The 25,848-nt window shown below is 61.3% G+C and carries 23 protein-coding genes and 2 pseudogenes; 11 read left to right on the forward strand and 14 right to left on the reverse strand.

Annotation, left to right across the window (positions count from 1 at the left end):
• Positions 1-19: 19 nt before the first annotated feature.
• Complete coding sequence (locus ASD60_RS09440; RefSeq protein WP_056853745.1) at positions 20-502, reverse strand: tripartite tricarboxylate transporter TctB family protein; 483 nt, start codon at positions 500-502, stop codon at positions 20-22.
• Position 503: 1 nt separating this feature from the next.
• Positions 504-1,469 carry a tripartite tricarboxylate transporter substrate binding protein gene (locus ASD60_RS09445; RefSeq protein ID WP_056853746.1) on the reverse strand — a complete coding sequence of 322 codons (966 nt, stop codon included), beginning with the start codon at positions 1,467-1,469 and terminating at the stop codon, positions 504-506.
• A 204-nt stretch (positions 1,470-1,673) separates the two neighbouring features.
• On the opposite strand from ASD60_RS09445, the gene ASD60_RS09450 reads away from it, so the two are divergent.
• From ASD60_RS09450 to ASD60_RS09460, 3 genes are all read left to right on the forward strand, one after another.
• A complete protein-coding gene (locus tag ASD60_RS09450) occupies positions 1,674-2,024 on the forward strand; it encodes a DUF6152 family protein (RefSeq protein WP_056853747.1) in 351 nt (116 codons plus the stop codon).
• Positions 2,024-2,512, forward strand: a complete 489-nt coding sequence (locus tag ASD60_RS09455) for a DUF6644 family protein (protein ID WP_056853748.1) — start codon at positions 2,024-2,026, stop codon at positions 2,510-2,512. The genes ASD60_RS09450 and ASD60_RS09455 overlap by 1 nt, the downstream gene beginning before the upstream one ends.
• Before the next feature lie 104 nt (positions 2,513-2,616).
• Entirely contained in the window at positions 2,617-4,998 is a 2,382-nt protein-coding gene (locus ASD60_RS09460; RefSeq protein ID WP_056853749.1) for a DUF3772 domain-containing protein, read from the forward strand.
• A 30-nt stretch (positions 4,999-5,028) separates the two neighbouring features.
• Here the strand turns inward: ASD60_RS09460 and ASD60_RS09465 are convergent, their stop codons facing one another.
• Positions 5,029-6,519: an aldehyde dehydrogenase family protein gene (locus tag ASD60_RS09465; protein ID WP_056853750.1), complete on the reverse strand. Its 1,491-nt coding sequence runs from the start codon at positions 6,517-6,519 to the stop codon at positions 5,029-5,031.
• Positions 6,520-6,567: 48 nt separating this feature from the next.
• The gene (locus tag ASD60_RS09470; protein WP_056853751.1) at positions 6,568-6,957 is read right to left on the reverse strand and encodes a c-type cytochrome; all 390 of its coding nucleotides are present in this window, start codon (positions 6,955-6,957) and stop codon (positions 6,568-6,570) included.
• 282 nt (positions 6,958-7,239) lie between these two features.
• Between ASD60_RS09470 and ASD60_RS09475 the strand changes: the two genes are divergently transcribed.
• The 3 genes and pseudogenes from ASD60_RS09475 to ASD60_RS29840 form a co-directional block, all read left to right on the forward strand.
• Positions 7,240-8,562 (forward strand): hypothetical protein, encoded by a 1,323-nt coding sequence (locus ASD60_RS09475; RefSeq protein WP_056853752.1) that lies wholly within the window; start codon positions 7,240-7,242, stop codon positions 8,560-8,562.
• Between the two features lie 385 nt (positions 8,563-8,947).
• Positions 8,948-10,000: pseudogene (locus ASD60_RS29835) on the forward strand (HAMP domain-containing protein); the annotation flags it as partial.
• A 261-nt stretch (positions 10,001-10,261) separates the two neighbouring features.
• Positions 10,262-10,855, forward strand: a pseudogene (locus ASD60_RS29840) (methyl-accepting chemotaxis protein); the annotation flags it as partial.
• Between the two features lie 92 nt (positions 10,856-10,947).
• On the opposite strand, the gene hpaC reads toward ASD60_RS29840, so the two are convergent.
• A complete protein-coding gene (gene hpaC / locus ASD60_RS09485) occupies positions 10,948-11,457 on the reverse strand; it encodes a 4-hydroxyphenylacetate 3-monooxygenase, reductase component (protein ID WP_056853754.1) in 510 nt (169 codons plus the stop codon).
• Between the two features lie 257 nt (positions 11,458-11,714).
• On the opposite strand from hpaC, the gene ASD60_RS09490 reads away from it, so the two are divergent.
• Entirely contained in the window at positions 11,715-12,344 is a 630-nt protein-coding gene (locus tag ASD60_RS09490; RefSeq protein WP_007978139.1) for a response regulator transcription factor, read from the forward strand.
• Between the two features lie 137 nt (positions 12,345-12,481).
• Here the strand turns inward: ASD60_RS09490 and feaR are convergent, their stop codons facing one another.
• From feaR to ASD60_RS09535, 9 genes are all read right to left on the reverse strand, one after another.
• The gene (gene feaR, locus ASD60_RS09495; RefSeq protein WP_056853755.1) at positions 12,482-13,402 is read right to left on the reverse strand and encodes a transcriptional regulator FeaR; all 921 of its coding nucleotides are present in this window, start codon (positions 13,400-13,402) and stop codon (positions 12,482-12,484) included.
• Positions 13,403-13,554: 152 nt separating this feature from the next.
• A complete protein-coding gene (locus ASD60_RS09500; protein WP_056853756.1) occupies positions 13,555-14,505 on the reverse strand; it encodes a PDR/VanB family oxidoreductase in 951 nt (316 codons plus the stop codon).
• Positions 14,506-14,691: 186 nt separating this feature from the next.
• Positions 14,692-15,432, reverse strand: a complete 741-nt coding sequence (locus ASD60_RS09505) for an SDR family NAD(P)-dependent oxidoreductase (RefSeq protein ID WP_056853757.1) — start codon at positions 15,430-15,432, stop codon at positions 14,692-14,694.
• Between the two features lie 10 nt (positions 15,433-15,442).
• Positions 15,443-15,943 (reverse strand): aromatic-ring-hydroxylating dioxygenase subunit beta, encoded by a 501-nt coding sequence (locus ASD60_RS09510; protein ID WP_056853758.1) that lies wholly within the window; start codon positions 15,941-15,943, stop codon positions 15,443-15,445.
• On the reverse strand, positions 15,940-17,223 hold the full coding sequence (locus tag ASD60_RS09515; protein ID WP_056853759.1) for an aromatic ring-hydroxylating oxygenase subunit alpha: 1,284 nt from the start codon (positions 17,221-17,223) through the stop codon (positions 15,940-15,942). The genes ASD60_RS09510 and ASD60_RS09515 overlap by 4 nt, the downstream gene beginning before the upstream one ends.
• A gap of 23 nt (positions 17,224-17,246) precedes the next feature.
• Positions 17,247-18,371: an amidase gene (locus ASD60_RS09520; RefSeq protein ID WP_056853760.1), complete on the reverse strand. Its 1,125-nt coding sequence runs from the start codon at positions 18,369-18,371 to the stop codon at positions 17,247-17,249.
• On the reverse strand, positions 18,368-18,838 hold the full coding sequence (locus tag ASD60_RS09525) for a nuclear transport factor 2 family protein (RefSeq protein ID WP_056853761.1): 471 nt from the start codon (positions 18,836-18,838) through the stop codon (positions 18,368-18,370). Before ASD60_RS09525 ends, ASD60_RS09520 begins: the two co-directional genes overlap by 4 nt.
• A gap of 3 nt (positions 18,839-18,841) precedes the next feature.
• Positions 18,842-19,213 carry a hypothetical protein gene (locus ASD60_RS09530; protein WP_046040355.1) on the reverse strand — a complete coding sequence of 124 codons (372 nt, stop codon included), beginning with the start codon at positions 19,211-19,213 and terminating at the stop codon, positions 18,842-18,844.
• 30 nt (positions 19,214-19,243) lie between these two features.
• On the reverse strand, positions 19,244-20,407 hold the full coding sequence (locus ASD60_RS09535) for an acyl-CoA dehydrogenase family protein (protein WP_056853762.1): 1,164 nt from the start codon (positions 20,405-20,407) through the stop codon (positions 19,244-19,246).
• Positions 20,408-20,728: 321 nt separating this feature from the next.
• Here ASD60_RS09535 and ASD60_RS09540 point away from each other — a divergent pair, with 321 nt between their 5' ends.
• From ASD60_RS09540 to mauD, 4 genes are all read left to right on the forward strand, one after another.
• Complete coding sequence (locus ASD60_RS09540; RefSeq protein WP_056853763.1) at positions 20,729-22,204, forward strand: sensor histidine kinase; 1,476 nt, start codon at positions 20,729-20,731, stop codon at positions 22,202-22,204.
• Between the two features lie 1,290 nt (positions 22,205-23,494).
• A complete protein-coding gene (locus ASD60_RS09545; protein ID WP_056853764.1) occupies positions 23,495-24,646 on the forward strand; it encodes an amine dehydrogenase large subunit in 1,152 nt (383 codons plus the stop codon).
• A gap of 13 nt (positions 24,647-24,659) precedes the next feature.
• Complete coding sequence (locus tag ASD60_RS09550; RefSeq protein WP_056853765.1) at positions 24,660-25,199, forward strand: MauE/DoxX family redox-associated membrane protein; 540 nt, start codon at positions 24,660-24,662, stop codon at positions 25,197-25,199.
• A gap of 5 nt (positions 25,200-25,204) precedes the next feature.
• Positions 25,205-25,831 (forward strand): methylamine dehydrogenase accessory protein MauD, encoded by a 627-nt coding sequence (gene mauD / locus ASD60_RS09555; protein WP_056853766.1) that lies wholly within the window; start codon positions 25,205-25,207, stop codon positions 25,829-25,831.
• The last annotated feature ends 17 nt before the right edge of the window (positions 25,832-25,848 follow it).

Raw genomic sequence — 25,848 nt, forward strand, 5'->3', positions numbered from 1 at the left:
CGATCTCCTTTGGCCTGGATCAGATCCAGGCATTGACCAGCGGCGGCAGGGAAACCCCCAGCCCGGCGTTGAACAGCCAATAAATCGGTAGCGTCAGGGCGATGCCGATAGCCAGGTCGCGCAACGGATGGCGACTGCCAAAACCCCGGGCCGCGCAGGCAAACAGCAGCCCGGCAGCCAGCACGAAGCCGATGAGGTTGATCAGCAGCGCCACACCCAGGAGTCCTCCGGTCACCCAGGCCGCGCCAAGCTTGCCACCCGCTATGCCGGGATTGCTGCCGTCGAGCTCGCGGAAACCACCGCTGAGCGCCTGATAACTGAGCAAAACGCCCACCGCACACAGAAACCCCGCGACCGCGTAGGGATAGACGTACGCCGGCAGAATGACGAAGCCCATCTCGGGCGGAAACCGAAAGGCCCCCACCGCCAACACGGCGCTGAGGACGATCAGGGCGATGCCGATCGCCAATTGCGTCGGCACGACTGCACGGGGCGCGGCCATCTCAGAGCAGCCCGACCTTGACCAGCATCGCACGCAACCGAACGTGCTCTTCGTCGACGAATTTGCCGAAGTCATCACCGGTCAGGACGCTCTCGGTCCAGGCATTGGTGCGAATATTGTCTTGCCAGATTTTGCTTTTGCTGGCGGCCAGCACCGCGTCGGTAACCTCTTTACGCTGTTCGGGCGTGAGGTTCGCCGCGCCGTAGACACCGCGCCAGTTACCGATGACCACGTCGTAGCCACTTTCCTTGAGGGTGGGCGCATCGATCTCCGGAACACGCTCGGGCGCACCGATGGCGAGCACGCGGATCTGGCCATTCTTGATGTACTGACCCAATTCGGCATAGCCCCCGGTCAGCACCTTGATTTGGCCGCCCAGGGTCTGGGCGACGATTTCACCGCCGCCGCCAGTGGCGATGTAATTCACTTTATTGACCGGAACATCCAGTTTGCCGGCCAGTTCGGCAATGCCGATGTGGTCGATGGAGCCTTTTGAGCCGCCACCCCAGGTCACGCTGGAAGGCTTGGCCTTGAAGTCCTTGATCAGGTCATCCAGGGTCTTGTAAGGCGATTCCTTGCGCACGGCGATCACGTTGTATTCGGTAAACAGCCGGGCAATCGGCGTGACGTCCTTCAAGGTGATCTGCGGTTTGTTCTGTTCGATACCCGCGACCATGATCGCCCCGACCACCAGCAACGCATTCGGGTCGCCTTTGGTGCTGTTGGCAAACTGCGCCAACCCCAGCGTACCGCCCGCGCCACCCTTGTTCTCAAAGGTGACGGATTTGGCAGCGTTGGCCTCGATCAGGGCCTTGCCCAGCACTCGGGCCGTCTGGTCATAGCCGCCGCCTACCGAACCAGGGGCCATGAACTTGACGGTATCCAGCGCCAGTGCGGGCGTTGTGAGCGCTGCAGCCACAAGGCCCATAGCCAGGCGGTGACCGACGCGACGAAACAAAGCGGACATGGTGTCTCTCCCTTTAGCATTGTTGTTATGGGTGGTATCTGCGGATAAGCGTAGAACATGGTTCCGTCGAAGGCCTGCCGAGCCTGGCGAGCCCTGCGTCACAGCCTGAAACATTCTATTGGTCGGGGTATTCCAGCCACCGAAACAGGCCATCTATCCTGAAAAGCAGCTTCGCAAAACGATCTTCAACAGGAGAACCCTGTCATGCACATCATGCTCAAGGGCTTTGGCGCGTCTTTGCTGTTGGTGGCCACTGCGGCATTTGCCCATCACGGCTGGAGCGAATACGACTCCAGCAAACCCCTGCAAGTGAGCGGCACCATTGAAGCGTCCGGTTACTCACACCCCCACGGCTTCGTGAACCTGAAAACCGCAGACAAGACCTGGAACGTGGTGCTTGCGCCGCCCTCGCGCATGGAAAACCGCGGCCTGACGAAAGAAATGCTGGCGGAGGGGAATCAGGCAACGGTCGTCGGTTATCAAAACCGCAACAAGCCCGATGAATTGCGCGCAGAACGCATCACGATCGGCGACAAAACCACCGAGTTGCGCTGATGGAAAGCAACCAGGGCTGGATGGACTGGCTGAATGATTCGTCGCTCGGCTCAGCCATGCGCGGTGACCTGTGGCTGTATCCGCTGGTGGAGGTGGTGCACATCCTCGGCTTCGCAATACTGGTCGGTTCGGTGGTGATGTTCGACCTGCGGGTGCTCGGCGTATCGCGCAACATTCAGGTGACCGCTCTCGCCCGCCATCTGCTGCCATGGTCCGTGGCGGCCCTGCTGTTGATCGTACCGGCTGGTTTGATGATGTTTTCCGCCCACCCTCACGACTTCGCCTCCAATGATATTTTCATCCTCAAGCTGTGCCTGATCGCCACGGCGGGGCTCAACGCCGTGCTGTTCCATGTCGGCGTGTACCGTTCCGTCACGGCGTGGAATACCGTCAACCCTGCGCCGGGCGTGGCCAAACTGCAGGCACTGTTTTCCATCGTTCTTTGGGTCAGCGTGATTCTCTGCGGCCGATTGCTGGCCTACACCTGAACCATCCGCTGCGTTCCAGAGGTGTCTTCGAGCAAAAAAGCCTCGATATCGTGGCTCATGACCTAACCTCATAGGCTGAGTAACACAACCAGTCGAGCACGCCGATGCGCCATGCTGTGAGCTTCGTGATTCTCATCGCTTTATTGTTCGGGTCGAACGTCGGGATGCTGTCGGCGGCGCAACCGCTCGCGCCTCCTGTTGCCACTTCAACACCTGCGCTCGCCAGCGTCTCTGAAAGTGATCTGGACGCATTGATGGTCCAACTCGGCAACCTCAAACAGCAGGTATCCCTGGCCAGCAATTACAGTCAGCTGGAAGCTCCTCAGGATCTACTTCAGGCCCTTATCCGCGAGATTGATCGGCTCACGGCGCTGTTAATGCCCGAACAGGCCCAATTGCAGGCGCAACTGGGGGTGTTGGGGCCGACGCCCCTGCCCGGTGCCGGGCTCGAGAAATCCGAAATCGCCAGTCAGAGAGCCGCCCTCACCGAGCAGAAAAATCAGGTCGACGCTCGTCTGAAAACCCTGGAAACCTTAAAAGCCAGCGCCGCCGAACTGTTGACTCAGATCGCCGCCATCCGCCGCAGCTTGCTGGAAACCGAGGTGACCCAGCAGACCCGCAGCGTGCTCAACCCCTGGTTCTGGTCGACATTGCTCAATCCGCCAGCGGAAGATCGGCAAAAGTTCAGCGCGTTCATCCAGCAGATCCGCGCCACGCTTGGCGCCACCTGGCAGCCGGGCGAGCGCCTGTTGACCTGCCTGCTGCTCGCCCTGGCCCTGGTTTTCTGGATCTCCGGTCGTAGGGTCGCCGAACGCGGGCTGACCTGGTTGTGCATTCATCGAATGCCAGAAGGTCGCCTGCGACGAAGCTCGCTGGCGTTGGCCTCGGTAATCGCCACGATCCTCTCTGCCTGGATTGCCCTGCAGTTGCTGTTTTTTACCGTCACCCGAGAGCTGCCCCTGACGCCACAACTCAGCGGGTTTTCCCAGGACTTTGAAAAAATCATCTATACCTGCGTGCTGATCACTGGCCTGAGCCGCGCGCTGCTGTCCACCGAACACCCTTCGTGGCGGCTGCCGGCTTTTGCCGACCCGCTCGCACTGGTGATCAAACCCTTTCCCTTGCGGTTGGCCGGTGCGCTGCTGGTGCTGGTGTCGCTGGCGCAGATCACCAATGCCACCGGCATGAGCTCGCAGGTGGTGATTTCTGTCAGGGGCTTTGTTGCGCTGGTCATTTCGTTATTGATCGGTTCGCTGCTGCTGCGAGTCAGCAAAACGCGCCGGGCCATGGTCATGGCTGGCACCGCCCCCGAAGCCGGTCGCACTCTGGCGGGTTTGATCTATGCCTTTGCCAGCATCGCAATCGTGATTTCCTTACTGGCCTTGCTGATCGGCTACATCTCGCTGGCACGTTTCATCACTTACGAACTGGTCTGGTTTTTTATCATTTTCGCTGGCTTCTACTTGCTGATCCAGTTGGTGAAGGACGGCTGCGAGTACCTGTTTTCCCCCCGATACTCCACGGGAAAAGCGATCAAGCAATTACTGGGCATTGGCGATACGCGCCTGGAACAGATTTCCATCATCCTGTCCGGTGCCGGTCGCGCCACGCTCCTGCTGCTGGCGTTGATCACGCTGGTGGTGGGCGGGGTCGGGTCGACGCTCGGCCAACTGGCCACCAACATTCTGGCGATCCTCGGCGGCGACGGCTTGCGCAAACTGAACATCGTCCCTGCCAACCTCTTGCAAGCCCTGCTTGCGCTGATCATCGGCATTTACCTGATCCGTTCGCTGCGGCGCTGGCTGGACAACGAGTTCCTGCCGAAAACCGAAATGGACCCCGGCATGTGTGCCTCGCTCAGTACCTTGTTCTCCAACATCGGCTACGCATTGGTGATTTTGCTGATGTTGTCGTCGCTGGGGGTCAAATGGACCAATCTGGCCTGGATTGTCAGCGCCTTGTCGGTGGGCATTGGCTTCGGCTTGCAGGAGATCGTCAAGAATTTCGTCTCGGGCATCATCCTGCTGACCGAGCGCCCGGTGAAGGTCGGTGATCTGATCAGCATCAGCGGTGTCGAGGGCGACATCCGCCGCATCAACGTGCGGGCCACCGAAATACAGCTGGCCGACCGCTCGATCGTGATCGTGCCGAACTCGCAGTTGATCTCGCAAAACCTGCGTAACGTCACCCTGGGTGGCAGCGCTCAAGGGGTGGCGACCCTCGAACTGATGTTCCCGCTGGACATTGACCCGGAACAGGTACGCAACCTGCTGTATGACACCTACAACCAGCACGAAGCCATTCTGGAGAAACCGGCGCCGGTGGTGCGCTTCAGTCAGCTCAAGCCTGAGGGCATTACGTTGACCGTCACCGGTTATGTCAGCAGCCCGCGGATGGTTACCGCGATCAAGAGCGAGTTGCTGTTCGAGATTCTCAAGCGGCTGGGCGCCGCCGGGATTGAATTGGCGAAACCGCCGGCGGCGTGATTACCGTCACGCCACAGGCGGTTTTTTGCATCAATGGGCGATGCACACCGATTTAAGCTCGGTGTAGGCCTCGATCACCGCACGACCGAACTCACGGCCCATGCCCGACTGTTTGACCCCACCGAATGGCATCGCCGGGTCGAGCAACACATGGGCGTTGACCCACACCGTACCGGCTTCGATGCGTGGCACCAGGTTCATGGCTTTGCCCAGGTCATTGGTCCACAGGCTGGCGGCCAGGCCGTAACGGTTGTCGTTGGCCAGCGCGATGACGGCGTCTTCATCGTCGAAGGGCATCACGCCCAGCACCGGGCCGAATACTTCTTCGCGAGCCACGGCCATGCTGTGGTTGATGTCGGCCAAAATAGTCGGCTGCACGAAAAAGCCGTCGCCCTCCAGCAGCTCGCCACCGGTCACTACCCGAGCGCCTTCCTGCCGCGCCAGTTCGATGTGCTTGAGCACGCTCTGTTGCTGCTTGCGCGATACCAGCGGGTTGATGGCCGCGTCGCAGTTCATGCCGTCGCCAATCGGCATGGCCGATACTGCCGCCGCCAGCGCTTCCACGAATTTGTCGTGAATCGAGCGATGCACGTAGAAGCGCGAAGCCGCCGCACACACCTGGCCGTTGTTCAGCAGGCCGCCGAGAATCGCGCCCTGCACGGCTTTTTCGATGTCGGCATCGGCAAGCACGATCATCGGGTTTTTACCGCCCAGCTCCAGGGAGAAGCGCGTCATGTTTTCCATGCACGCCACACCGACGCTCTTGCCCACGGCGGTGGAACCGGTGAACGACACTTTGCTCACCAGCGGATGGGAGGTCAGCACGCCACCCACCGAGGCACCACCACCGGTGACGACGTTGAACACGCCCGCGGGAATCCCGGCTTCGAGGGCCAATTCCGCCAGGCGCATGGCGGTCAACGGCGTTTCCATCGCCGGTTTGATAATGACGGTGCAACCGGTGGCCAGCGCCGGCATCAGTTTCCAGGCAGCGATCAACAGCGGGAAATTCCACGGCACGATGCCAACCACAACGCCCACCGGCTCACGCTTGGTGAACGCGGTGAATCTGGCACCCGGTGGCAGCGGAATCGACACGTCGAAGGTCTGGCCTTCGATCTTGGTTGCCCAACCAGACATGTAGCGCATGAACTCCACGGTGGCGTTCAGATCCAGCGCGCGGGCCATGTTGATCGATTTGCCCTGGCTCAGGGTTTCCAGTTGCGCCAGCTCTTCGGCGTGCTCCTCCACCAGGCGGGTGAAGTTCAGCAGGATGCGTTCACGGTCGGCCGGACGCAGACTCGACCACACACCGGACTTGAACACCTGGTGCGACGACTGCACGGCACGCTCGACGATTTCCAGCGGCGCATCGAGGGTTTCGCACAACGTCTGCCCGGTGGCCGGATTGACCACGGCGATGCTGTCGCCTTCGGCAAACACCCATTGCCCGTCGATAAAGCAGCCATGACGGCGGTCGAGAAATGCAGCTACCTGCGGCAGGATTGCAACGTTGCTCATAAATCACCTTTCGTTGAGACGAATTGTTCAGGCGCAGATCCGGCCTGATTAATGTTGTTCTTTGAGGTAGCACACGACCGCTTGACGATCATCCGCCGAGGCCATGCCCATGTAGGGCATATAGGTGCCAGGCACATAAGCCTGGGGTTGGGTGATGAGTTGCTCGATGTTCTCGGCTTGCCAGTCGATGTTCTTGTTGCGCATGGCCTGCGAATAGTTGAAGCCTTCCAGTGAGCCGGATTTGCGCCCCACCACGCCCGCCAGGTTCGGCCCCATCATGCCGGTCGCGCCTTTGCTCACGGCATGGCAAACCCCGCATTCATTGGCAAACACCTCGGCGCCGCGGCTCTGCACCGGTGCGCAATCGGCAGCCAGCGCGGCCTGGACCAGGGTCAATGAGAGCAAACCGATGAGGGGCAAACGCAGGGAGGTGAACATAAGAAAACGCCCTTGAAAATCCACGCGCCCGCCAACAGACGAGCGCCAACACTGAAGGCGCCGGGGCAACGGTGCTCCGGCAGGTTGTGAGGGATTGTCGGCGGTCGCCGGCACAGAGGTTTTGCCCTGCGTGCCAGTCGTGTTGGCGGTTCTGCCAAACCGCTCAATCTGGCACGCACGACCAACTAATTGGCAAACAGGCAAAAGGCTCGAAAAAAGTCGCGACTTAGTATCCGGGCAGACCGCAACCCTGCGCTCAAGAACAAGAACGGATGCCACACCATGCTCAAGTCCCCCTTGCTTCGACTCTCCACGCTCGCGCTGATGATCAGCGCCGGCCAGGCCGGAGCCTACGAACTCTACGCCGATGACGACAGTCACCTGAACGCCACGCTGGAAGCGGTATTCGGCGTTTTCCACAGTCAGGAAAACTACGCCCTGTCAGGTCGTCTCGACGAAGGTTCTTCGTCGTGGCGCGAGGGTTACATCAAGTACGGCCTGAGTTTCGACCAGGGCCTGGCCGGTGTCGGTACCGCTTATGGTGCGGCGAACATGCTCAGCTCCGGCACCTGGGGCGACGGCGATGCTGCCGGTTTCAGTGACGGCTCGGAACGCACCACCAGGTTCGAAGATGCCTATCTCGGCTGGCGTTCGGCTGAGCTGTTTGCGGTGCTGGGCGCCGACGGCATCGACTTGTCGTTCGGTCGTCAGAACATCGTCGTCGGTGACGGTTTCCTGATCAACGGCGACGCCCTGAACCTCGGCAAAGGCCTGGCCGATGGTGAATTCAACCGTGGCGGCGCCTATTGGCTGGCTGCGCGCAAGGCCTTCGACGAAACCGCGGTGTTGCGCATCGGTGGCAAGGACGGCTGGCGCGGTGACCTGATGTGGCTGAAATCCAACAACCGTGCCCAGGCCATGACTGAAATGTACGTCGGCACCCTGGAGCACGTGTCTGAAGCTGGCACGGTTGGCTTGACCTACATCGACACCATCGACATCGACGAACAGTACGCTTCCCCGGTGCAACTCGAACGCGATGGCATGAAGACCTACAGCCTGCGCGCAACCGGCAACGCGGGGGTCAAGGATCTGTTCCTGTCCGGCGAATACGCCAAGCAGGACAAACCGCACACCGCCACCGAGGACGCCTGGTACCTGGAGGCCGGCTGGACCTTTTCCGAAGCGCCATGGACGCCCTATGCCGGCTACCGTTACAGCCGTTTCTCGGAAGGCTACGACACGCTGTTCTACGGTTTCAGCCGCGGCTTCGGCACCTGGTTCCAGGGTGAAGTGGCGGGCAACTATGCCGGTCCGTTCAACACCAACTCACGCATCCAGCAACTCAAGTTCACCGTCTCGCCGCTGGAGAACCTGACGGTGGGCGCGATGTACTTCAACTTCGACACGATCGACCGCGATCTGGGTAACACCGATGGCCACGAAATCGACCTGTACGCCGAATGGCACCTTAACGACCACCTTACGGTAATGCCGCTGGTAGGTCTGTTCCAGCCGGACAAGAGCGCCGACCAGGGTGGCACGCAGTTGGGCAACAACGACAAAAACCTCTACAGCCAGCTGATCTTTGCCACAACGTTTTAATTCCAGCTAACCCCTGTAGGAGCGAGCCTGCTCGCGAAAAACGTCAGGACAACGCGGTCATTCAGGCAGCCAGCGTCATCGTTTACGTCCATCGCGACGGTGCGACGATTCGACAGGCTCGCTCCTACAGGGGATCGGGTTCGCTTCACGGAAAAAGGTATTTCCCATGCACAAAAGATTTCTCACGATCCAGAGCAAGATCGCCCTGCTCGCTGGCCTCTGCCTGTTGTTGGTGGTGGGTTTGCTGATGGGGTTATCGCTCTACCAGACACACAAAAGCAGCCAGCAAGTGGCCGAGGCCAGCGGTGAAATGCTCGCCGACGCGGCCAAGGAGCACATGCAGGCGCTGGGCAAAGTCCAGGCCATGCAAGTGCAACGCACCTTCATGCAAACCCACGAATTTGGCCAGGGCTTGTCGCGGTATTTGCTGTACCTCAGGCAACTCCAGCATCAGGGGCAACTGAACGCCAGACAACTACGCCAGGAGCTGAGCACTCAGCTTCATCAGGCCCTGATCGACAAGCCCGACCTGCTCGGGCTTTACGTCATTTTTGAAGCCGACGCGCTGGACGGCGCCGACGCCGGCTTCGCCAACCAGGCAGCGTTGGGCAGCAACGAAACCGGACGTTTTTCGTTGTACTGGGTACAAAGCAAACCCGGCGAACTGCAGGCGGTGATCGGCGACGAAGGCCTGCTGGCCAACACCGAGCCGGGGCCGAGCGGCGCGCCCTACAACGCCTTCTACACCTGCGCCCGTGACACGCGTCAGGCATGCGTACTGGAACCGTACTTCGACGAAGCCTCCGGCAGTCGCAAACTGGTGACCAGCGTCGCTTTCCCGCTGCTGGAAAACGGCAAAGTGATCGCGGTGGTCGGCCTCGACATCAACCTCGCCGCGCTGCAAAACAACAGTGAAGCCAGCGCCCAGGCACTGTTCGACGGCCATGGTCAGATCAGCATCGTCAGCCCCCGCGGCGTGATCTCCGCCAACAGCCAGGATGTCAGCCGCCTCGGCCATCCGATGGACAATGCCGAGGTAATGGACGCCTTGCGTCAGGGCCAGCCAAACGTGTTTGTCGACGCGCAACAGATCAAGGTGCTCGAACCGTTGCCACCCATTGCCGGCGCCGCGCCATGGGGTGTTTTGGTGGGCGTGCCGCAAGACGTATTGCTGGCTCCCGTGGCCACCCTGCAAAAGCAACTCGCAGCCCAGGGTGTGCAAAGCACTGCGCTGGAACTGCTGCTCGGCGGCGGTTCTGCACTGCTCGGCCTGCTGCTGATCTGGTACACCGCCCAGCGCATCACCCGGCCGTTGCAATTGTTGACACGGGTCATGGAAGACATTTCCCTCGGCGAAGGTGACCTGACGCGACGTCTGCAAGTGCAATCGCGGGATGAAATCGGCCAGTTGGCAGCGGCGTTCAACCGCTTCGTGGAGCGTATTCATCAGTCGATGCGTGAGGTGTCGGCCGCAGCCCTGGGTGTCAATCAAGGGGCGCAGCGAGTGCTGGAAGCTTCCCATTCATCGCTGAGCAATTTCGATGACCAATCCAGCCGCACCAGCAGTGTGGCCGCGGCGATCAATCAATTGGGCGCCGCTGCACAAGAGATCGCGCACAACGCCTCCGATGCCTCGCATCAATCTTGCGCCGCACGGCAACAAGCAGAGGATGGGCGCCAGGTGGTGCAACGCACGATCGAGGTGATGAATGAATTGTCGGGCAAGATCAGGGCCTCGTGCGCCAACATCGAGGTGCTCAACGACAAGACCGTGAACATCGGGCAGATCCTTGAAGTGATCAAGGGCATTTCCCAGCAGACCAACCTGCTGGCACTCAACGCCGCGATTGAAGCGGCACGGGCTGGTGAAGCGGGCCGTGGTTTTGCGGTGGTCGCCGATGAAGTGCGCAGCCTCGCCGGACGCACCCAGGCCTCGGCGCTGGAGATCCAGCAAATGATTGAAGAACTGCAAGTGGGCGCCCGCGACTCGGTCACCACCATGACCGAAAGCCAGCAACACAGCGAAGAAAGCGTCACCATCGCCAACCTCGCCGGCACGCGTCTGGGCAGCGTGACCCAACGGATCGGCGAGATCGACAACGTCAACCAGTCCGTCGCCGCCGCCACCGAAGAACAGACGGCGGTGGTCGAAGCGCTGAATGTCGATATCACACGGATCAACACATTGAATCAGCAAGGGGTGGAGAACCTGCAGGCGACGTTGCGTGCCTGTACCGAACTGGAGCAGCAGGCTGGGCGACTCAATCAATTGGTGGGAAGTTTCAGGATCTGACATTGACGACGTCCGTTACATCGCCATCGCGGGCAAGCCTGCTCCAGGATGAAGGAGCGACTTGCCCGCAATGAACGTTAACGCGGTCTTGTTCACGCCGCGCTGGCATGCTCAACGCGATGAAACAAGCGGTTGAAATACACCAGGCTATCGCGCGGCTCGCGCACGCCGACCTTCGTCAGCTCCACGAACATCACCGAATGCGAGCCCACTTCCTTGCACTCGCTGATGCGCCCTTGCAGCTGCACCAGGGCATCGCGCAGTACCGGCACATCGGCGGCGCCGTCATCCCACAGGTCCCAGGCAAAGCGTTCTTCCATCGGCACCTTGGTCATGCCGGCGAAATGGCGGGCCAGCTCTTCCTGCTCGCCGCACAGCACGTTGACGCACAGATGGCCGTTGGTGCGGAACACGTCGTGGGTAGCGCTGTTGCGGTTGACGCAAACCAGCACGGTCGGTGGTGAATCGGTCACCGAACATACGGCACTGGCAGTGATGCCGCAGCGTCCGCCGGGGCCGTTGGTGGTGATGATGTTCACCGCAGCAGGCAGCTGCGCCATGGCGTTGCGAAAGTCGATTTGCTGCTGGCTCAGGTCGGCCATGTCGATGCCCCTTCCTTCAGGAGGACCGCCATTTGCGGCCCGTAGGTGATGGAACAAGACTAAGGCGGTAGCCGCGAGGCAACCATTCTGACGATCCCCATGGTGAGGTTGGGTTTCCGCTAGTCGACTAGGTGGTTTCTTTATCGCAAGGGCCGGCGACAGTGGGTATCCTGCTGACAGGCTCCAAAAAGATGAGCCGATGCGTGCCGCGCGTTCGCGTGCGAAAACAACAATTAGAATTTTCGTGGCAGCCCCTGATGGAAACCCGCAAACCGATTGTTTACATCGTTGACGACGACAAGGACCTGCGTACTTCACTGGCGTGGCTGCTGGAGTCCGTCAGCGTGCAGGCCCAGTGCTTTGCCGGCGCCGAAGAGTTCCTCAGCCAGTACGACCCACGGCAGCCCGCCTGCCTGGTGCTGGACGTGCGCATGCCGGAGACCAGTGGTTTCCAGCTGCAGGAGATCCTCAACCAGCGCGGCAGCACCCTGCCGACCATCTTCGTTTCGGCCCATGGCGACATTCCGATGTCGGTTACGGCGATGAAGAACGGTGCCCTGGACTTCGTCGAGAAGCCCTACAACCCGCAGCAGATGATCGACCGCATCCAGGCCGCGCTCAAGACTGCGGTGCACGCCCAGGCCGATCAGCAACAGCGGCAGAACCTGCAAGGCAAACTGGCGTTATTGACCAGCCGTGAACGGGAAGTGCTGATGCTGGTGATCGATGGCAAGGCCAGCAAGGTCATCGCCCGGGAGCTGAACATCAGCGTGAAAACCGTCGACGTGCATCGCACCAAGATCAAGGAAAAGATGGGCGTGACCAGCATCGCCATGCTGGTGCGCGAAGTGCTGCATCTGCCGGTTGACGAGCCGGTGCGGCATTGAGGGATTTGTGGCGGTCACGAGGCCGCCATCGCCAGCAGGCTGGCTCCCACAGGGGATCTGCAGTGAACACAAATTCTGGGTACAACCGAGATCAACCTGTGGGAGCCAGCCTGCTGGCGATGAACGATAACGCGGTGTCAATGCTGGCTATACCGCTTGCGATAAGCCCCCGGCGATACGCCAAAGCGCGATTTGAAGGCTGACGAGAAGTAGCTCGAATCCGAAAACCCCCACGCATAACACAACGCCGAGAGCTTCAGCTCGACGTCGGCGCGGCGCAGGTTCTCCGCGCAGAAGTCCAGGCGACGGTGCTTGATGTATTGCGCCACCACCAGACCGCGCTTGGAGAACATCCGGTACAGGCCTCGCACCGAAACGCCGACCTCACGGGCGATCAGTTCGGGGCAGAGTTCTTCGTCGCGGATGTGCTGGTCGATGAAGGCGATGATCTTGCGAAATTGCCGCTCATGGGCGTCGCCGCCGCTGTCCTGGACGCTGATGCCCGGCAGCAACAGGCTGGCCAGCGCATCGAGCACGGCTTCGCTTTCCTGCATGTCCAGGCCTTCCTGCTGCCGGGTTTCCAGAACGAGTTTGTTGGCCATCGACGCCAGAGGGCTGCTGGCGGCGATGCGGGTGGCGCAGTTGACTGCGTTGAAATGCGACCCACGCTCGAACACCTGGCGCGGCAGAATCAATGACAGCTGTCGGCAATCATCGTTGTAGATCATGTCACTCGGGCGACTGGCGTCGATCAGGGCGATGTCGCCACAGCCCAGTTGGGCGCGGTTGTCGCCCTGTTCCAGCCGTGAACTGCCGCGCATCTGGAACACTGCGTAATAGTGGCCGTCGCTGCTGGAGCTGACATCCTTGCTGGTGCGGTACAAATGCACGTGCGCCATGTCGACCACACTGAGGTTGATTGCACCGCTGCGAAATTCCGCCAGTTCGCCGTAGAAGTCGGTGTCCAGCGCCCGGGCATCGAAACGCCCACAGGCCTGGTTCACCTGGCTCAACCAACTTTCGAACGCCTCGTTGCGCACCGTCGATGCTGTAGTCATGTCCGCAAAGCCTCACGTGTTTTTGTTGTTATTGCCGACCGCTTCGTCGAGCGGTTCGGTAAACCTGTTGCGTCTTGCACCATCGCCTCCCTCGATGGCCGCCAGGCGCCATTCAACAGGCTCCGGCGCACGCTTTCCAGTGAAGAAAGCGCTTAGATGTCCAATACCAGACGAGCGGAGAGCGCTCGGGAAACACAAGCGCAAATCTGCTTGTTGGAGGCCTTTTCCTTGTTCGACAGGCAGTTGTCGCGGTGCTCCGGCACGCCGTCCAGCACCTCGACGATGCAGGTGCCGCAAATGCCTTCACGGCACTCGGTGTCGATGTCGCAACCGTGGGCTTGCAGCACGTCGACCAGGCTGGTGTCGGCCGGGACTTGCAGCACCACGCCGGAGCTGGCCAGTTCCACTTCGAACGTGCCGGCCGGGGCGCTGTTGGCTGCCGGGTCCGCGGCGAAGTGTTCCAGGTGGATGGCATCGTCGGCGCGGCTGCGCGCAGCGACTTCAACCACTTTGTTCATGAACGGTGCAGGGCCGCAGGTGTAGACGTGGGCTGCCGGGCTGGCACGCTCCAGGCACGCGCTCAAGGCGTCATCCAGCTGCGCAGGCTCGATGCCGTAGTGAAATTCCACGTGATCGGCGAATTGCGTGGCCAACAGTTCGGTAAACGCTGCGTACTGCGCCGAACGCGCGAAGTAATGCAAGCGATACGGCTGACCGCTCTCCGCGAGTTTATAGGCCATGCTCAGCAGCGGCGTCACGCCGATACCGGCGGCGAACAACACATGTTCGCTGGCACTTGCATCGAGTCGGAACAGGTTGCGCGGCGCGCCCATTTCCAGCTCCATGCCCTCTTCCACTTGCTCGTGCAAGGCCAGCGAGCCACCGCGCGATTGCGCTTCTTTTTTTACCGCCACCAGATAGGCACGACGGTCCTGTGGCGGACTGCACAGCGAATACTGGCGGGTCACACCGGTCGGCCCGGTCAAATCGACATGGGCACCCGGCTCATAGGTGTCGAGCGGCTGGCCGTCACTGCGCACGAGGCGAAAGGAACGGATATCCAGCGCTTCGTCGACGATCCTTTCGATCTTCACCTTCATCATTGCATCACCTGAATTTACGTTGTTTGGTTATGTCTTGGGTCGTGCACGGATCTGTAGCCAGAAACTGACCTGTGGGAGCGAGCTTGCTCGCGCTCGACTGCGCAGCAGTCGCAAAATGCTTGGGGCCGCTTCGCAGCCCAGCGCGAGCAAGCTCGCTCGCCACAATGGATCGAGTCATGGCAACAATCAGCGCATGAACAGTCCGCCATTGACGTCCAGGCATGCGCCCGTCACGGAAGTGGCGTTGTCGGCGATCAGCAGCAACACGCTGTCGGCGATGAACGTCGGATCACCGAGGGTGCCGGCCGGGATGATCTTGAGGATCTGTTCCAGACGCTCTGGAGCCACGGTTTCGCGGACCACCGGCAAGTCCAGCGGACCCGGCGAGATGCTATTGACCGTCACGCCTTGCGGCGCCAGTTCACGGGCGAAGACCTTGGTCAGGGTCGCCACGCCGCCCTTGGCCGCCGCATAGTGGGCGCCGGTGGCGGTGCCGCCGTTCTGCCCGGCCAGGGACGCGATGTTGACGATGCGCCCGAAGCCACGCTCGGCGAAGTGCGCGCCGAACACCTGGCAGGCCACGAAGGTGCCCCGCAGGTTGATCGCCATCGACTCGTCGAACTCTTGCGGCGTGATGTCCATCAGGGCCGCGACTTTCGACACCCCGGCGTTGTTCACCAGAATGTCAGTGCCGCCCCAGCGCTCGGTGAGCGTGTCGCGGGCACGCTGAAAATCTGCCTTGTTGCGCACGTCCAGTTCGATAGCCATGGCAGTCGCACCACTGCTATCGAGTTCCAAAGCCAAGCGTTGCACGCCGTCCATTTGCAAATCAGCCAGTCCGACGCGATAACCCGCCGCATGCAGACGACGGGCGATGCACTCGCCCAGTCCGCGCGAGGCACCCGTTACGAGGGCTACTCGACTCATGATGGTGCCCTCACAAAAGGAAGCCGAGCGCGCTCAGGCTGTCGGTGGAGTTGATCAGGCGCACCACTTTGCGCTCCAGGCTCGGCACACCATCGGTGAAACGAATGCGGTGGTTCAGGTCGGCCACGAACGGTGTGTGCACGCCGCGCTTGTAGGCGTACAGCAATTGCGCGGAATTCACTTCGACGATGTCACCGGCCGCTTCCACCAGGCGGAAACGCGACACCGTGCGAATGGTTTTCGCCGCGTCCACCGCCGACGGCGAGTAGCCGGCGGTCAGGCGTTCGATACGCAAGTCACGCATGCGCGCATCGTCGTAGGCATAGTTGAGGGTCGCTTCAAAGTCTTCGGTGTCCGGATCGATCGGCACGATGTACTTGCCGCTTTCGCTCCACAAGGTCGCCCATTCGGCGTAGTGCTTGTGGTCGAGCAGTTCGGCTTCGCGCCAGATGAATTCGATGGCCTGGGCCAACGGGCCGGAAAAACCGTTCAGGGTGTCGTGATTGCTCATTGGCTCATCATCCTTTTCCACATGTCGTAGGCACCGCGCATGCCGCCCTCGTCGGTGGCGTGGCTGACCTTGTCGCCGTTTTCGGCAGTGATTTCGCGGTTCAGGCCGCGGTTGACCAGGATCGGCGCGTCGACACCCGCGTACGAACCGCGCTGCACGCGGTCCCAGGCTTCGGCGTCGTCAGGGCTGCCGAAACCGAACGGGCCCTGGAAGTGTTCGTGAATGCGCATGCGTTCGCGGTTGGCGATTTCCGGGCCGCCGTCCATGCCCAGGGCCACGTGGCGGATCTCGGTTTCAGTGACCGACACCGGGCGCAGCACCCGGAAGAACGACATCGACATCGCCACGTTGGGGAACAGGTTCAGGTTGAAGCCGGCGCCGTGCAGCGAGCGCACGATGCGCCGCACCTGATCGGCCGGCAGGGTTTTCGACAGTTCTTCGGTGACGTGGGCGAAGCGTTCCTGCAACTGTTCGGTGCCGTCGTCGTGATCGAGATCGACGTGCTCCGGCACCATCACCATGACGCTGTGGCCGTTGCCCAGCGAGTGAGTCACGGCTTGTTCGTCGGTCATGAACGAAAGCATTTCCGAGGTTTCTTCATCCACCGACGACATGAACGACTTGTGCACGATCGGGAAGTGATAGCCGTCGGTGGTGTTTTCCAGCTGGATCTTCCAGTTGCCCTTGAAACTGAACTTGTGTTCGCCCTGGGTCTTGATCGGGTAGCCGGCGCCCTGCTTCATGAACAGGTCCATCCAGTGTTTGGCGCCGCCGAGGAAGTCTTCCAGCGGTTCGATCTCGTCGTTGTAGCTGGCGAACACCATGCCGGCGTAGCTTTCGACGCGCAGGCTGGTCAGCGGCAATTCGGATTTTTCCAGGATGCCTTCGTAGCCATCCGGATACGGTAGCGCTCGCAGCTTGCCGTCCAGGCCATAGGACCAACTGTGGTAGGGGCAAGTGAAACCGGTGGCGTTGCCCTTGTGCTTCTCGCACACCGTGGCGCCACGGTGCCGGCAACGGTTTTCCAGGACATTGATGTTGTTCTTCTTGTCGCGCACCACGATCACCGGGCGACGGCCGATGGTAGCGGTCTTGAAGTCGCCGCTGTTGCGCACTTCGCTTTCGTGGGCAACCCACACCCAGGTGCGGTAGAAAATCTTTTCCAGCTCGGCTTCGAACAGCGCCGGATCGTTGTACAGCGAGACGTCGACACGGTCGTGCTGGACCAGCTCTTCGGGGCTTTTCGACGTCGCGATCAGCTGATATTCATGAGTGCTCATGCGGTTCTCCTCATGGCTTCTTTTTATGATTGATGGGTAGAGGCTTGGAGCTGCGCACCAAAGGCGCAGACCAGCTCGTCCTGGCCTTTACGGCCGATAATCTGCAGGCCGACTTTCAGCCCGCCGCCATCGAGTTCCACCGGCACTGTCAGCGCCGGATGGCCGCTGAGATTGAAGGGGCGGACCAGCGGGGTCATGCCGGCCACGGCTTTACTGCCGGCGCGGGCTTCGCTGAGGGTTGGCGGCAGGGTCGGCAGTGTCGGCAGCAGTAACACGGCAAAGTCTTCCAGCGCCGCATCCACCTGTTGCGTGAAACGCGTGCGCACGGCTTCGGCCTGGGCCAGTGCTTCGCGGGTGGTGCGGCTCGCGGCCAACAGACGGGTTTCGACATCGGCGCCGATCAGACCCTTGCCGGTCAGGTGACCGAAAGCCGCCCAGTTCTCGACATTGATCACCGTCAGGCCGGCGGCGAACGCCGCTTCAAACTCGCTTAAATGCACGTTGCTGCGGTGCCAGCCAGCGCGGTCGGCGGCGGCACCGAGGGTCGCTTGCAGGTGCGCGTCGCAAGCCACTTCAAGGAAGCCGACCTTGGCGCCATCACCCGGCAAGCCTTGAATGGCAAAGCCCGGGCAGATCACCTGCATCGCTGCGATCAAGTCGTCCATGGTTCTGGCAAACGGCCCGACACAATCGAGGCTGGATTCCAGCGGATGGGCGCCGACACGGCTGACCCGGCCGTAAGTCGGCTTCAATCCGGCCACCCCGCAGCACGCCGCCGGGACCCGCACCGAACCCCCGGTGTCGGTGCCGATGGCGATGTCTGCCAGGCCAGCGGCGACGGCAGATGCCGAACCGCTGGACGAGCCGCCCGGCACGCGATCCGCTGCTTGCGGGTTGATCGGTGTGCCGGTCCAGTCGTTGATCCCGGTGACGCCAAACGCCAGTTCATGCAGGTTGGTCTTGCCGACGATCTGCCAGCCGGCGCTGAGGATCGCGTCAACCACTTCGGCGTTTTTGCTAGCCGCCGGTGCATCGGCAAACGCGCGGCTGCCCGAGCGGGTCGGGTGGCCGGCGATGTCGATGGAGTCCTTGATGGCCACGCGTTTGCCGCTGCCGCCGAGGAGGAATTCGCTGATGAAAGTACTCATGCATTCAGCTCCTTGTTGAACAGCCGTTGCGTGCGGAAATGCGCGATCAGCCAGACGCCGTCGACACAACTGAAATCGATGTTCAGTCGGGTGCCGAACAATTCGTTGCGGCCATCGGCGTAGGTGGAAATCTGCTGCATGATCCATTGCCCTTGCGCCCCCTCACCGTCGACCACGATCGATTCGCTGGTGAGGTAGTGCAGATTCAGCCGGAAATGATCCGAAGGCGGCAGGTAACCACCGACAAATGCGGCCACCGTTTCACGCCCCCGATGCTGGCCAAAGGTCTGCGCGGTCACACTGCCAACGCCTTCCCAGATCGCATCGACCGTGAACAACCGGGCCAGCTCGCTGACAGAGGTCGGCGCCCGCGGCACATCGCACAGGTCCATGTAGCGCGCCATCAGGCGGCGCACTGCGCTTTCCCCTTCGAGCGTCGCCAGACGCTGCAGCACGGCCTCGTTCATGGCTTACACCTTGGCTGCATCGGGAATGGTCAACGGGCGACCGATGCGCGCTTCGATCTTGGCGTAGCGCCACAGGCTGTACTGGCCGACTGGCGTGGTGCGGAACAGGTTGCAGGCGTCGATCACCGATTGGTGGCAGTCGACGTCGGCCATGATGTACACGGTCCACGGCGATGTGGTGGACGGGCCGACCATCAAGCGGTCGTCATCCATGGCGCCGAGTACGGTGATGCCGGGCATCGCACCGAGATCGCCCATCATCTGGCTGAAGCCTTTCCACACGCTCAGGCCTTCGCCGGTGGGCAAGTCGAAAAAGTTCTGGGTGATGCCGATGCAGAAGACGACGCGCAACGGTTCCTGGGTAGCTTGGGACATGCTCTTGATCCTTTGAAAAAGTAATGAAATTCAGACGTAGCCCGGGAACGGCGGCACGCCGAGGAACACCGAGCCGGCGCCGTCGTACAGCCCTTCGCTGAGGAAGGCGTGCTGGGTCACCACCATCGAATCGCGCAGGTAGCGTTGCAACGGGTGGCGCAGGTAAATGGCGGTGGTCCCGGCCAGGCTGTAGGCGCTTTGCACCACTTCGGCACCGGCCTGGGACACGTGAATCGCGGACAATCGCAACAGGCTGGTCTGCTCCGGCGTGACCGGGTTGCCAGCGAGAATCGAGTTCCATACCTGTTCGGTGGCGCTGTAGAAGAAACCGCGCGCAGCACTGAGCTTGGCCTCGGCCTTGGCGATCTCGATGCGCACGTAAGCGCGGTCTGACAGTTTCGGTGCGCCGGTGATACCACTGCCGCCCGCCATGCGGCTGATCTCATCGAGGGCAGCGCGGGCCAGGCCAAGGTTGACCACCGCCAGCACTTGCGCGGCGTAGGCAATCGACGGGTAGCGGAACAACGGTTCGTCGATGGTCGCAGCACCGCCACGGATGAAGGTCCAGCGCTCGTCGACGCGCTTGTCGCTCACACGCAGGTCATGGCTGCCGGTGCCTTTGAGGCCGACCACGTCCCAGTTTTCAACGATCTCTACTTGTTCCGGGCGGAACACCGCGGTGCGTGGCTTGCCGCCCGCCGCGCCGATGCCGACACCGAGCAGATCCGCGCCTTTGCAGCCGCTGGCGAACTTCCAGGTGCCATTGACCTGGTAACCACCCTCTACTGCTTCGGCCGGTTGCAATGGAAACAGGCCGCCGGCGAACACCAGGTCAGGGCTGTCGGCGTAGAGTTCAGCCAGGGTTTGCTTCGGCAACGCCGCCAAATACACGCCGGCGCTGCCAAAACTGGCCACCCAGCCAGCGGAGCCGTCGGCTTCGGAGATACGCTCGATCATTTGCAGGAACAGGGCTGGTGCCAGGGCATCGCCGCCGAAGCATTTCGGCGTGGCGGCACGGTAGATGCCCACTTGCTTGAAACGCTCGATCATGTCCCGTGGCACATGAGAGACCGCATCGAATTCTTCGCGACGCTGGCGCACTTCATCCAGCACCCGCGCAAAGGCCTGGCTGTCGACGACATTCTCGTCAACGCCGATTGATGCGTCTTGTTGCGCAACCGCTGAACGCAGCATGGGCATTCTCCGTTTTGATTATTGTTAGTAGGGCTGCACCGCACCGCTTTCTGTAGGAGCAAGGCTTGCCCGCGATGGCACACTTGAGAACGCTATCGCGGGCAAGCCTTGCTCCTACAGAGGTCGGCGTGGAGCCCCTTGCATTGCGGTCCAGTGTAAAAACCGCACTGCGGCGCAACTATTGGTGCGTGCAGCCCCCGGACTAAAGAAAACCCCTAGGCCGACACCCCTTACCTCTGAGCGCATCCCCATGCGCGAGCGGGTATAAAACGCCATACTTCCGGCTCCACCGTCGGAACCTTTGCCGCCAAGGGCTTTGCGATGTATTTGCCAAAACCGAACGACTTCCATGCGCTGATCGAAGCCATGCCGCTGTGCATCATTCTTCACGATGCGCACACCAAGGAAATCCTCTGGGCCAACGCCGCTGCCCTGGCGGCGCTGGGCTTTACCCTGGAGGAGCTGACGCCCCTCAAAGCCCCGGACATGACCCGCGACGCGCCGAAATACCGGCGCTCGGTAGGTTTGCGTTGGCTCGAAGGCGCTGCGCGCACCGGTCAACGCGCCATCGAGTGGTGCTATCGCTCCAAGCAAGGGGTGGAGATTCTGTCCGAGGCCGTCGCGACGCTGGTGCACCTGGATGGCCGCGATGTATTGATGGTTCAGTTCCGCGATATCTCCAAAGAAGACAAGGTCAAACGCGACCTCAAGCGCTTTGAAAGTCGACTCAAGGCGTTCATGCAGGACTTGGCCGAAGGTGTGGCGGTGCTCGGCCCGCAGGGCGATATCCGTTTCATCAGCGACTCCGGCGCACACTTGCTCGCCAGCGAAGTGCGCCAACTGATGAGCAAGAACTTTCTGGCCTGGTGCGACGACGCTTCACGTCAGCGACTGTTGCAACAACTCGCCAACGAAACGCCGGAACACGCGCCGTTCAGCGTGCATTACAAAGTTCAGCGGCGTGACGGCGAGTGGCGCTGGCATGACGCAACCTGCCGCTACATCGAGATCGAGGACGACCTGGTCGGCCATCTGCTGCTGTTCCGCGATGTCACCGAGCAGGTGCAAGCCGAAGAGGCGCGGCGGGTCAGCGAACAGAAACTCGAATACCTGGCGCGTTACAACGCCATGGGTGAAATGGCCGTGGCCATCGCCCACGAATTGAGCCAACCGCTGGCGGCGACCCGCAATTTCATTGAAGGCACAGTGATTCGCCTGGGCAATACGGGCGACACCGACGAGGGCGTTGCCTGGGGTTTGCAGAATGCCGTGCGGCAGATCGAGCACGCCTCTGTGATCATCAAGAGCGTGCGCGATTACGTGGTCAAGCTTGAGCAGTCCGAAGAGCTGGTCGACCTCAATGAGCTGCTGCGCGAAACCCGCTACTTCATCAGTTTGCGCGCCGATCCGAGTCTGGTCCGGGTCGACGTCGTGACCTCCCCCGAGCCGCTGCGGGTGAGCTGCGAAAAAGTGCTGATCGGCCAGGTGATCCTCAACCTGGCCTTCAACGCCATTGAAGAAATGGCCGATCTACCCATCGAACGGCGGTTGTTGCGCATCCATGCCAGTAGCGACAACGGCGTGGCGCTGGTGCGTATCGAGGACTGTGGACGCGGCATCCAGGCCCAGGCGCAGGAGAAGCTGTTCGATGGCTTTTTCTCGTCCAAGGTCAGCGGCAACGGCATCGGCCTGGCGCTGTGCAAGAACATCATCGGTCGTCATCGTGGCGATATCTGGGCGCAGAACCTGGAACCCTGCGGCGCCGTGTTTACCTTCTCCCTCCCCCTCGCCACATGATCGTTCCCACGCTCCGCCTGGGAACGATCATAAATCCTGTGGCGAGGGAGCTCGCTCCCGTTCGATTGCGCAGCAATCGTAAAACTTTCCATCGCCTGCACCCATTCGGGGGCTGCTTCGCAGCCCAGCGGGAGCAAGCTCCCTCGCCACAGTGACACAGACACAGATTCACAAACACTTGGCAGGCAGGGCAATTCCCGGGGTTTGTTGATCGTTCCCACGCTCCGCGTGGGAACGATCATAAATCCTGTGGCGAGGGAGCTCGCTCCCGTTCGATTGCGCAGCAATCGTAAAACCTTCCATCGTNTTGATCGTTCCCACGCTCCGCGTGGGAACGATCATAAATCCTGTGGCGAGGGAGCTCGCTCCCGTTCGATTGCGCAGCAATCGTAAAACCTTCCATCGCCTGCACCAGTTTGGCGGCTGCTTCGCAGCCCAGAGGGAGCAAGCGCCCTCGCCACTGTGACACAGGCACAGATACACAAACACTTGGCAGGCAGGGCAATTCCCGGGGTTTGTTGATCGTTCCCACGCTCCGCGTGGGAACGATCATAAATCCTGTGGCGAGGGAGCTCGCTCNTTGATCGTTCCCACGCTCCGCGTGGGAACGATCATAAATCCTGTGGCGAGGGAGCTCGCTCCCGTTCGATTGCGCAGCAATCGTAAAACCTTCCATCGTCTGCACCCTTTCGGGGGCTGCTTCGCAGCCCAGCGGGAGCAAGCTCCCTCGCCACAGTGACACAGGCACAGATACACAAACACTTGGCAGGCAGGGCAATTCCCGGGGTTTGTTGATCGTTCCCACGCAGAGCATGGGAACGATCATAAATCCTGTGGCGAGGGAGCTCGCTCCCGTTCGATTGCGCAGCAATCGTAAAACCTTCCATCACCTGCACCAGTTTGGCGGCTGCTTCACAGCCCAGAGGGAGCAAGCGCCCTCGCCACTGTGACACTGGCACAGATACACAAACACTTGGCAGGCAGGGCAATTCCCGGGGGTTTGTTGATCGTTCCCACGCTCCGCGTGGGAACGCAGCCAGGGACGCTCCGCGTCCCAAAGAGCGAACGCAGAGCGTCCTTTGAGGCGTTCCCACGCAGAGCGTGGGAACGATCCGCCTCCAGCCCCTGCGGTTTCAGGCTGTGGCAGTGATTTCCCGACACTGGCACAGATACACAAACACTTGGCAGGCAGGGCAATTCCCGGGGTTGGCGGGCGAGGCACTATTGAGTTGTCAGAATCTGCCCACTCACCCGCGATCCGCGTTACCAACAATTCAGGAAGTTCCCCTTATGCGAACAAACAGGATCTCCGTACAGTCAGCGCTAGGCCTGAGCCTGCTTGTACTCGGTTTGAACAGTGCCCGTGCGGACCTGCCCGCCGACACCGGCATCGGCCAGACCACCTTGGCGTTCCCCGCTGAACCGCACCGCGCGTTTGTCGTCGATGTCGAGTTCGAAAGCTTTGTCGCCGGCCGTGTCACCGTGGTCGACCCGGATCAGAAACGCGTGCTGGGCATGGTGCCAACCGGATTCGCCGCGCCTTCGACCCTGAGCCATGACGGCAAGCTGATCTACAGCGCCGACATCTGGTACTCCCGTGGCACCCGTGGCACCCGCACCGACGTGTTGACCGCTTGGGACAGCTCGACCCTGTCGCCGGCCTGGGAAGTGCTGATTCCGAACAAGCGCGCCGAGTCGCTGACCCAGCGCTACGGCCTGAAGACCAGCGGCGATGACCGTTTTGTCTACGTCTACAACTTCACCCCGTCGACCTCGGTGACGGTGGTCGACACCCAGACCAAGGCCGTCGCGACCGAAATCGCAATCCCTGGCTGCGTGCTCAACTACCCGGTCGGCAAGCGCCGCTTCGCCTCACTGTGCGGCGACGGCAGCCTGCAAGTGGTGACGATCAACGACCAGGGCCAGGAAACAGCGCGCAACCGCACGCCATTCTTCGATCCGAATGCCGAGAAACTGGTGGAGCGTGCGGTCAACGTCGGTGACACCTACTACTTCACCACCACGACTGGCACCGTGCGCGCCGTGGACTTCTCCGGTGACACGCCAAAAATACTGCCGAGCTGGTCGCTGACCACCGACGAGGAAAAGAAAGCCGGCTGGGCACCGGGTGGCTGGCAGCTGATGGCCGTCGCGCCGAAACTGAACCGCTTGTACGTGCTGATGCACGACGCTCACGAACCGATGAAGTGGGAAGACCCGAGCACTTTCATCTGGGCCTATGACCTCAAGACCCTGAAGAAAATCGCCACCCTGGAAGCCCCGGCACCGGTGTGGAGCATGCAGGCAACCGGTGACGACAAGCCGCTATTGCTGGGCACCGACGTTGAAGGTGGCTTGCAGATTTTCGATCTCAAGACCAACAAGCACACCGGCAGCATGGCAAAAGTCGCGAAGACCGCGACTCAGATCATGAGCTACTGAACGAGGTTCGGCCATGCAATCAGATCCGATCTTCATCATTGCCAGCGCACTCGCCATTTCGGCGCTGCTGGCCAGTGCAGCGACCCACAAGCTGCGGGCACCGGCGCGCTTCGCCAAGCAGCTGGCGGACTATCAATTGCTGCCAGCGGCGCTGGTACGCCCGAGCGCACGGTTGATTCCGCTGCTGGAACTGGCCATCGCTTTCGCGCTGCTGGTCCCGTTCAGCCGGGGCTGGGCGGCGTTCAGTGCGGCCAGCCTGCTGGCGCTGTACGCCGCCGCTATCGGCATCAACCTGTGGCGCGGCCGCCGCGACATCGACTGCGGTTGTGCCGGGCCAGACCAGGCGCAACCGTTGCGTCCGGTCCTGCTGCTGCGCAACAGCGTGCTGGTGGCGCTGGCGCTGCTGGCCAGCGTGGCGCCGGTGGTGCGCGACATGACTGTGTTCGATGGCTTCGTGACCGTGGCCGCCGCCGCTGTCGCGCTGCTCATCTACGCCGCGGCCGATGGCCTGCTGGCGAACTCCCCTCTTCTGCTCAAATTGATTGGTAGGTAATCAAAATGGAAGGCTTGATAGTTTCCAACGTTCTGCTCTGGGTGTTGCTGGTGGCCGTGGCGTTTGTCGTCATGGGCCTGGTCCGTCAGATCGGTGTGCTGCATGGTCGTCTCGCCCCGGCCGGCGCGCTGATGGTCGACAAAGGCGTGGCCGTCAACGAAGCCGCACCGCAAATCACCGCCGCCGACCGTAAGGGTCGCCCGGTGAACTTCGGCTACGCCGGGGAAAAATCACAACTGCTGTTCTTCCTCTCGCCGACCTGCCCGATCTGCAAATCCTTGCTGCCGGCGATCAAATCCATCGCCAGGGAAAAGGCCGGCACCCTCGACGTGGTGTTCGTCAGCGACGGCGACATGGACGCCCAGCAAGCACTGATCCGCGAGCACAAACTGGAAGACGCCACCTACGTGGTCGGTCCGGAAGTGGGCATGACCTATCAGATCGGCAAGCTGCCATACGCCGCGCTGATCGACCAGTCCGGCACCCTGCGCGCCAAGGGCCTGGTCAATTCCCGCGAGCACCTGGACAGCCTGTTCGAGGTTGAACACTTGAAACACGCGACGCTGCAGCAGTACCTCAATGCTCAGCCCCACGACCACGCGCATGACCACAGCCACGGCCATAGCCACTGATTAAGGCAGGGAGACCT

Source organism: Pseudomonas sp. Root562 (assembly GCF_001427125.1).
Lineage (GTDB): Bacteria > Pseudomonadota > Gammaproteobacteria > Pseudomonadales > Pseudomonadaceae > Aquipseudomonas.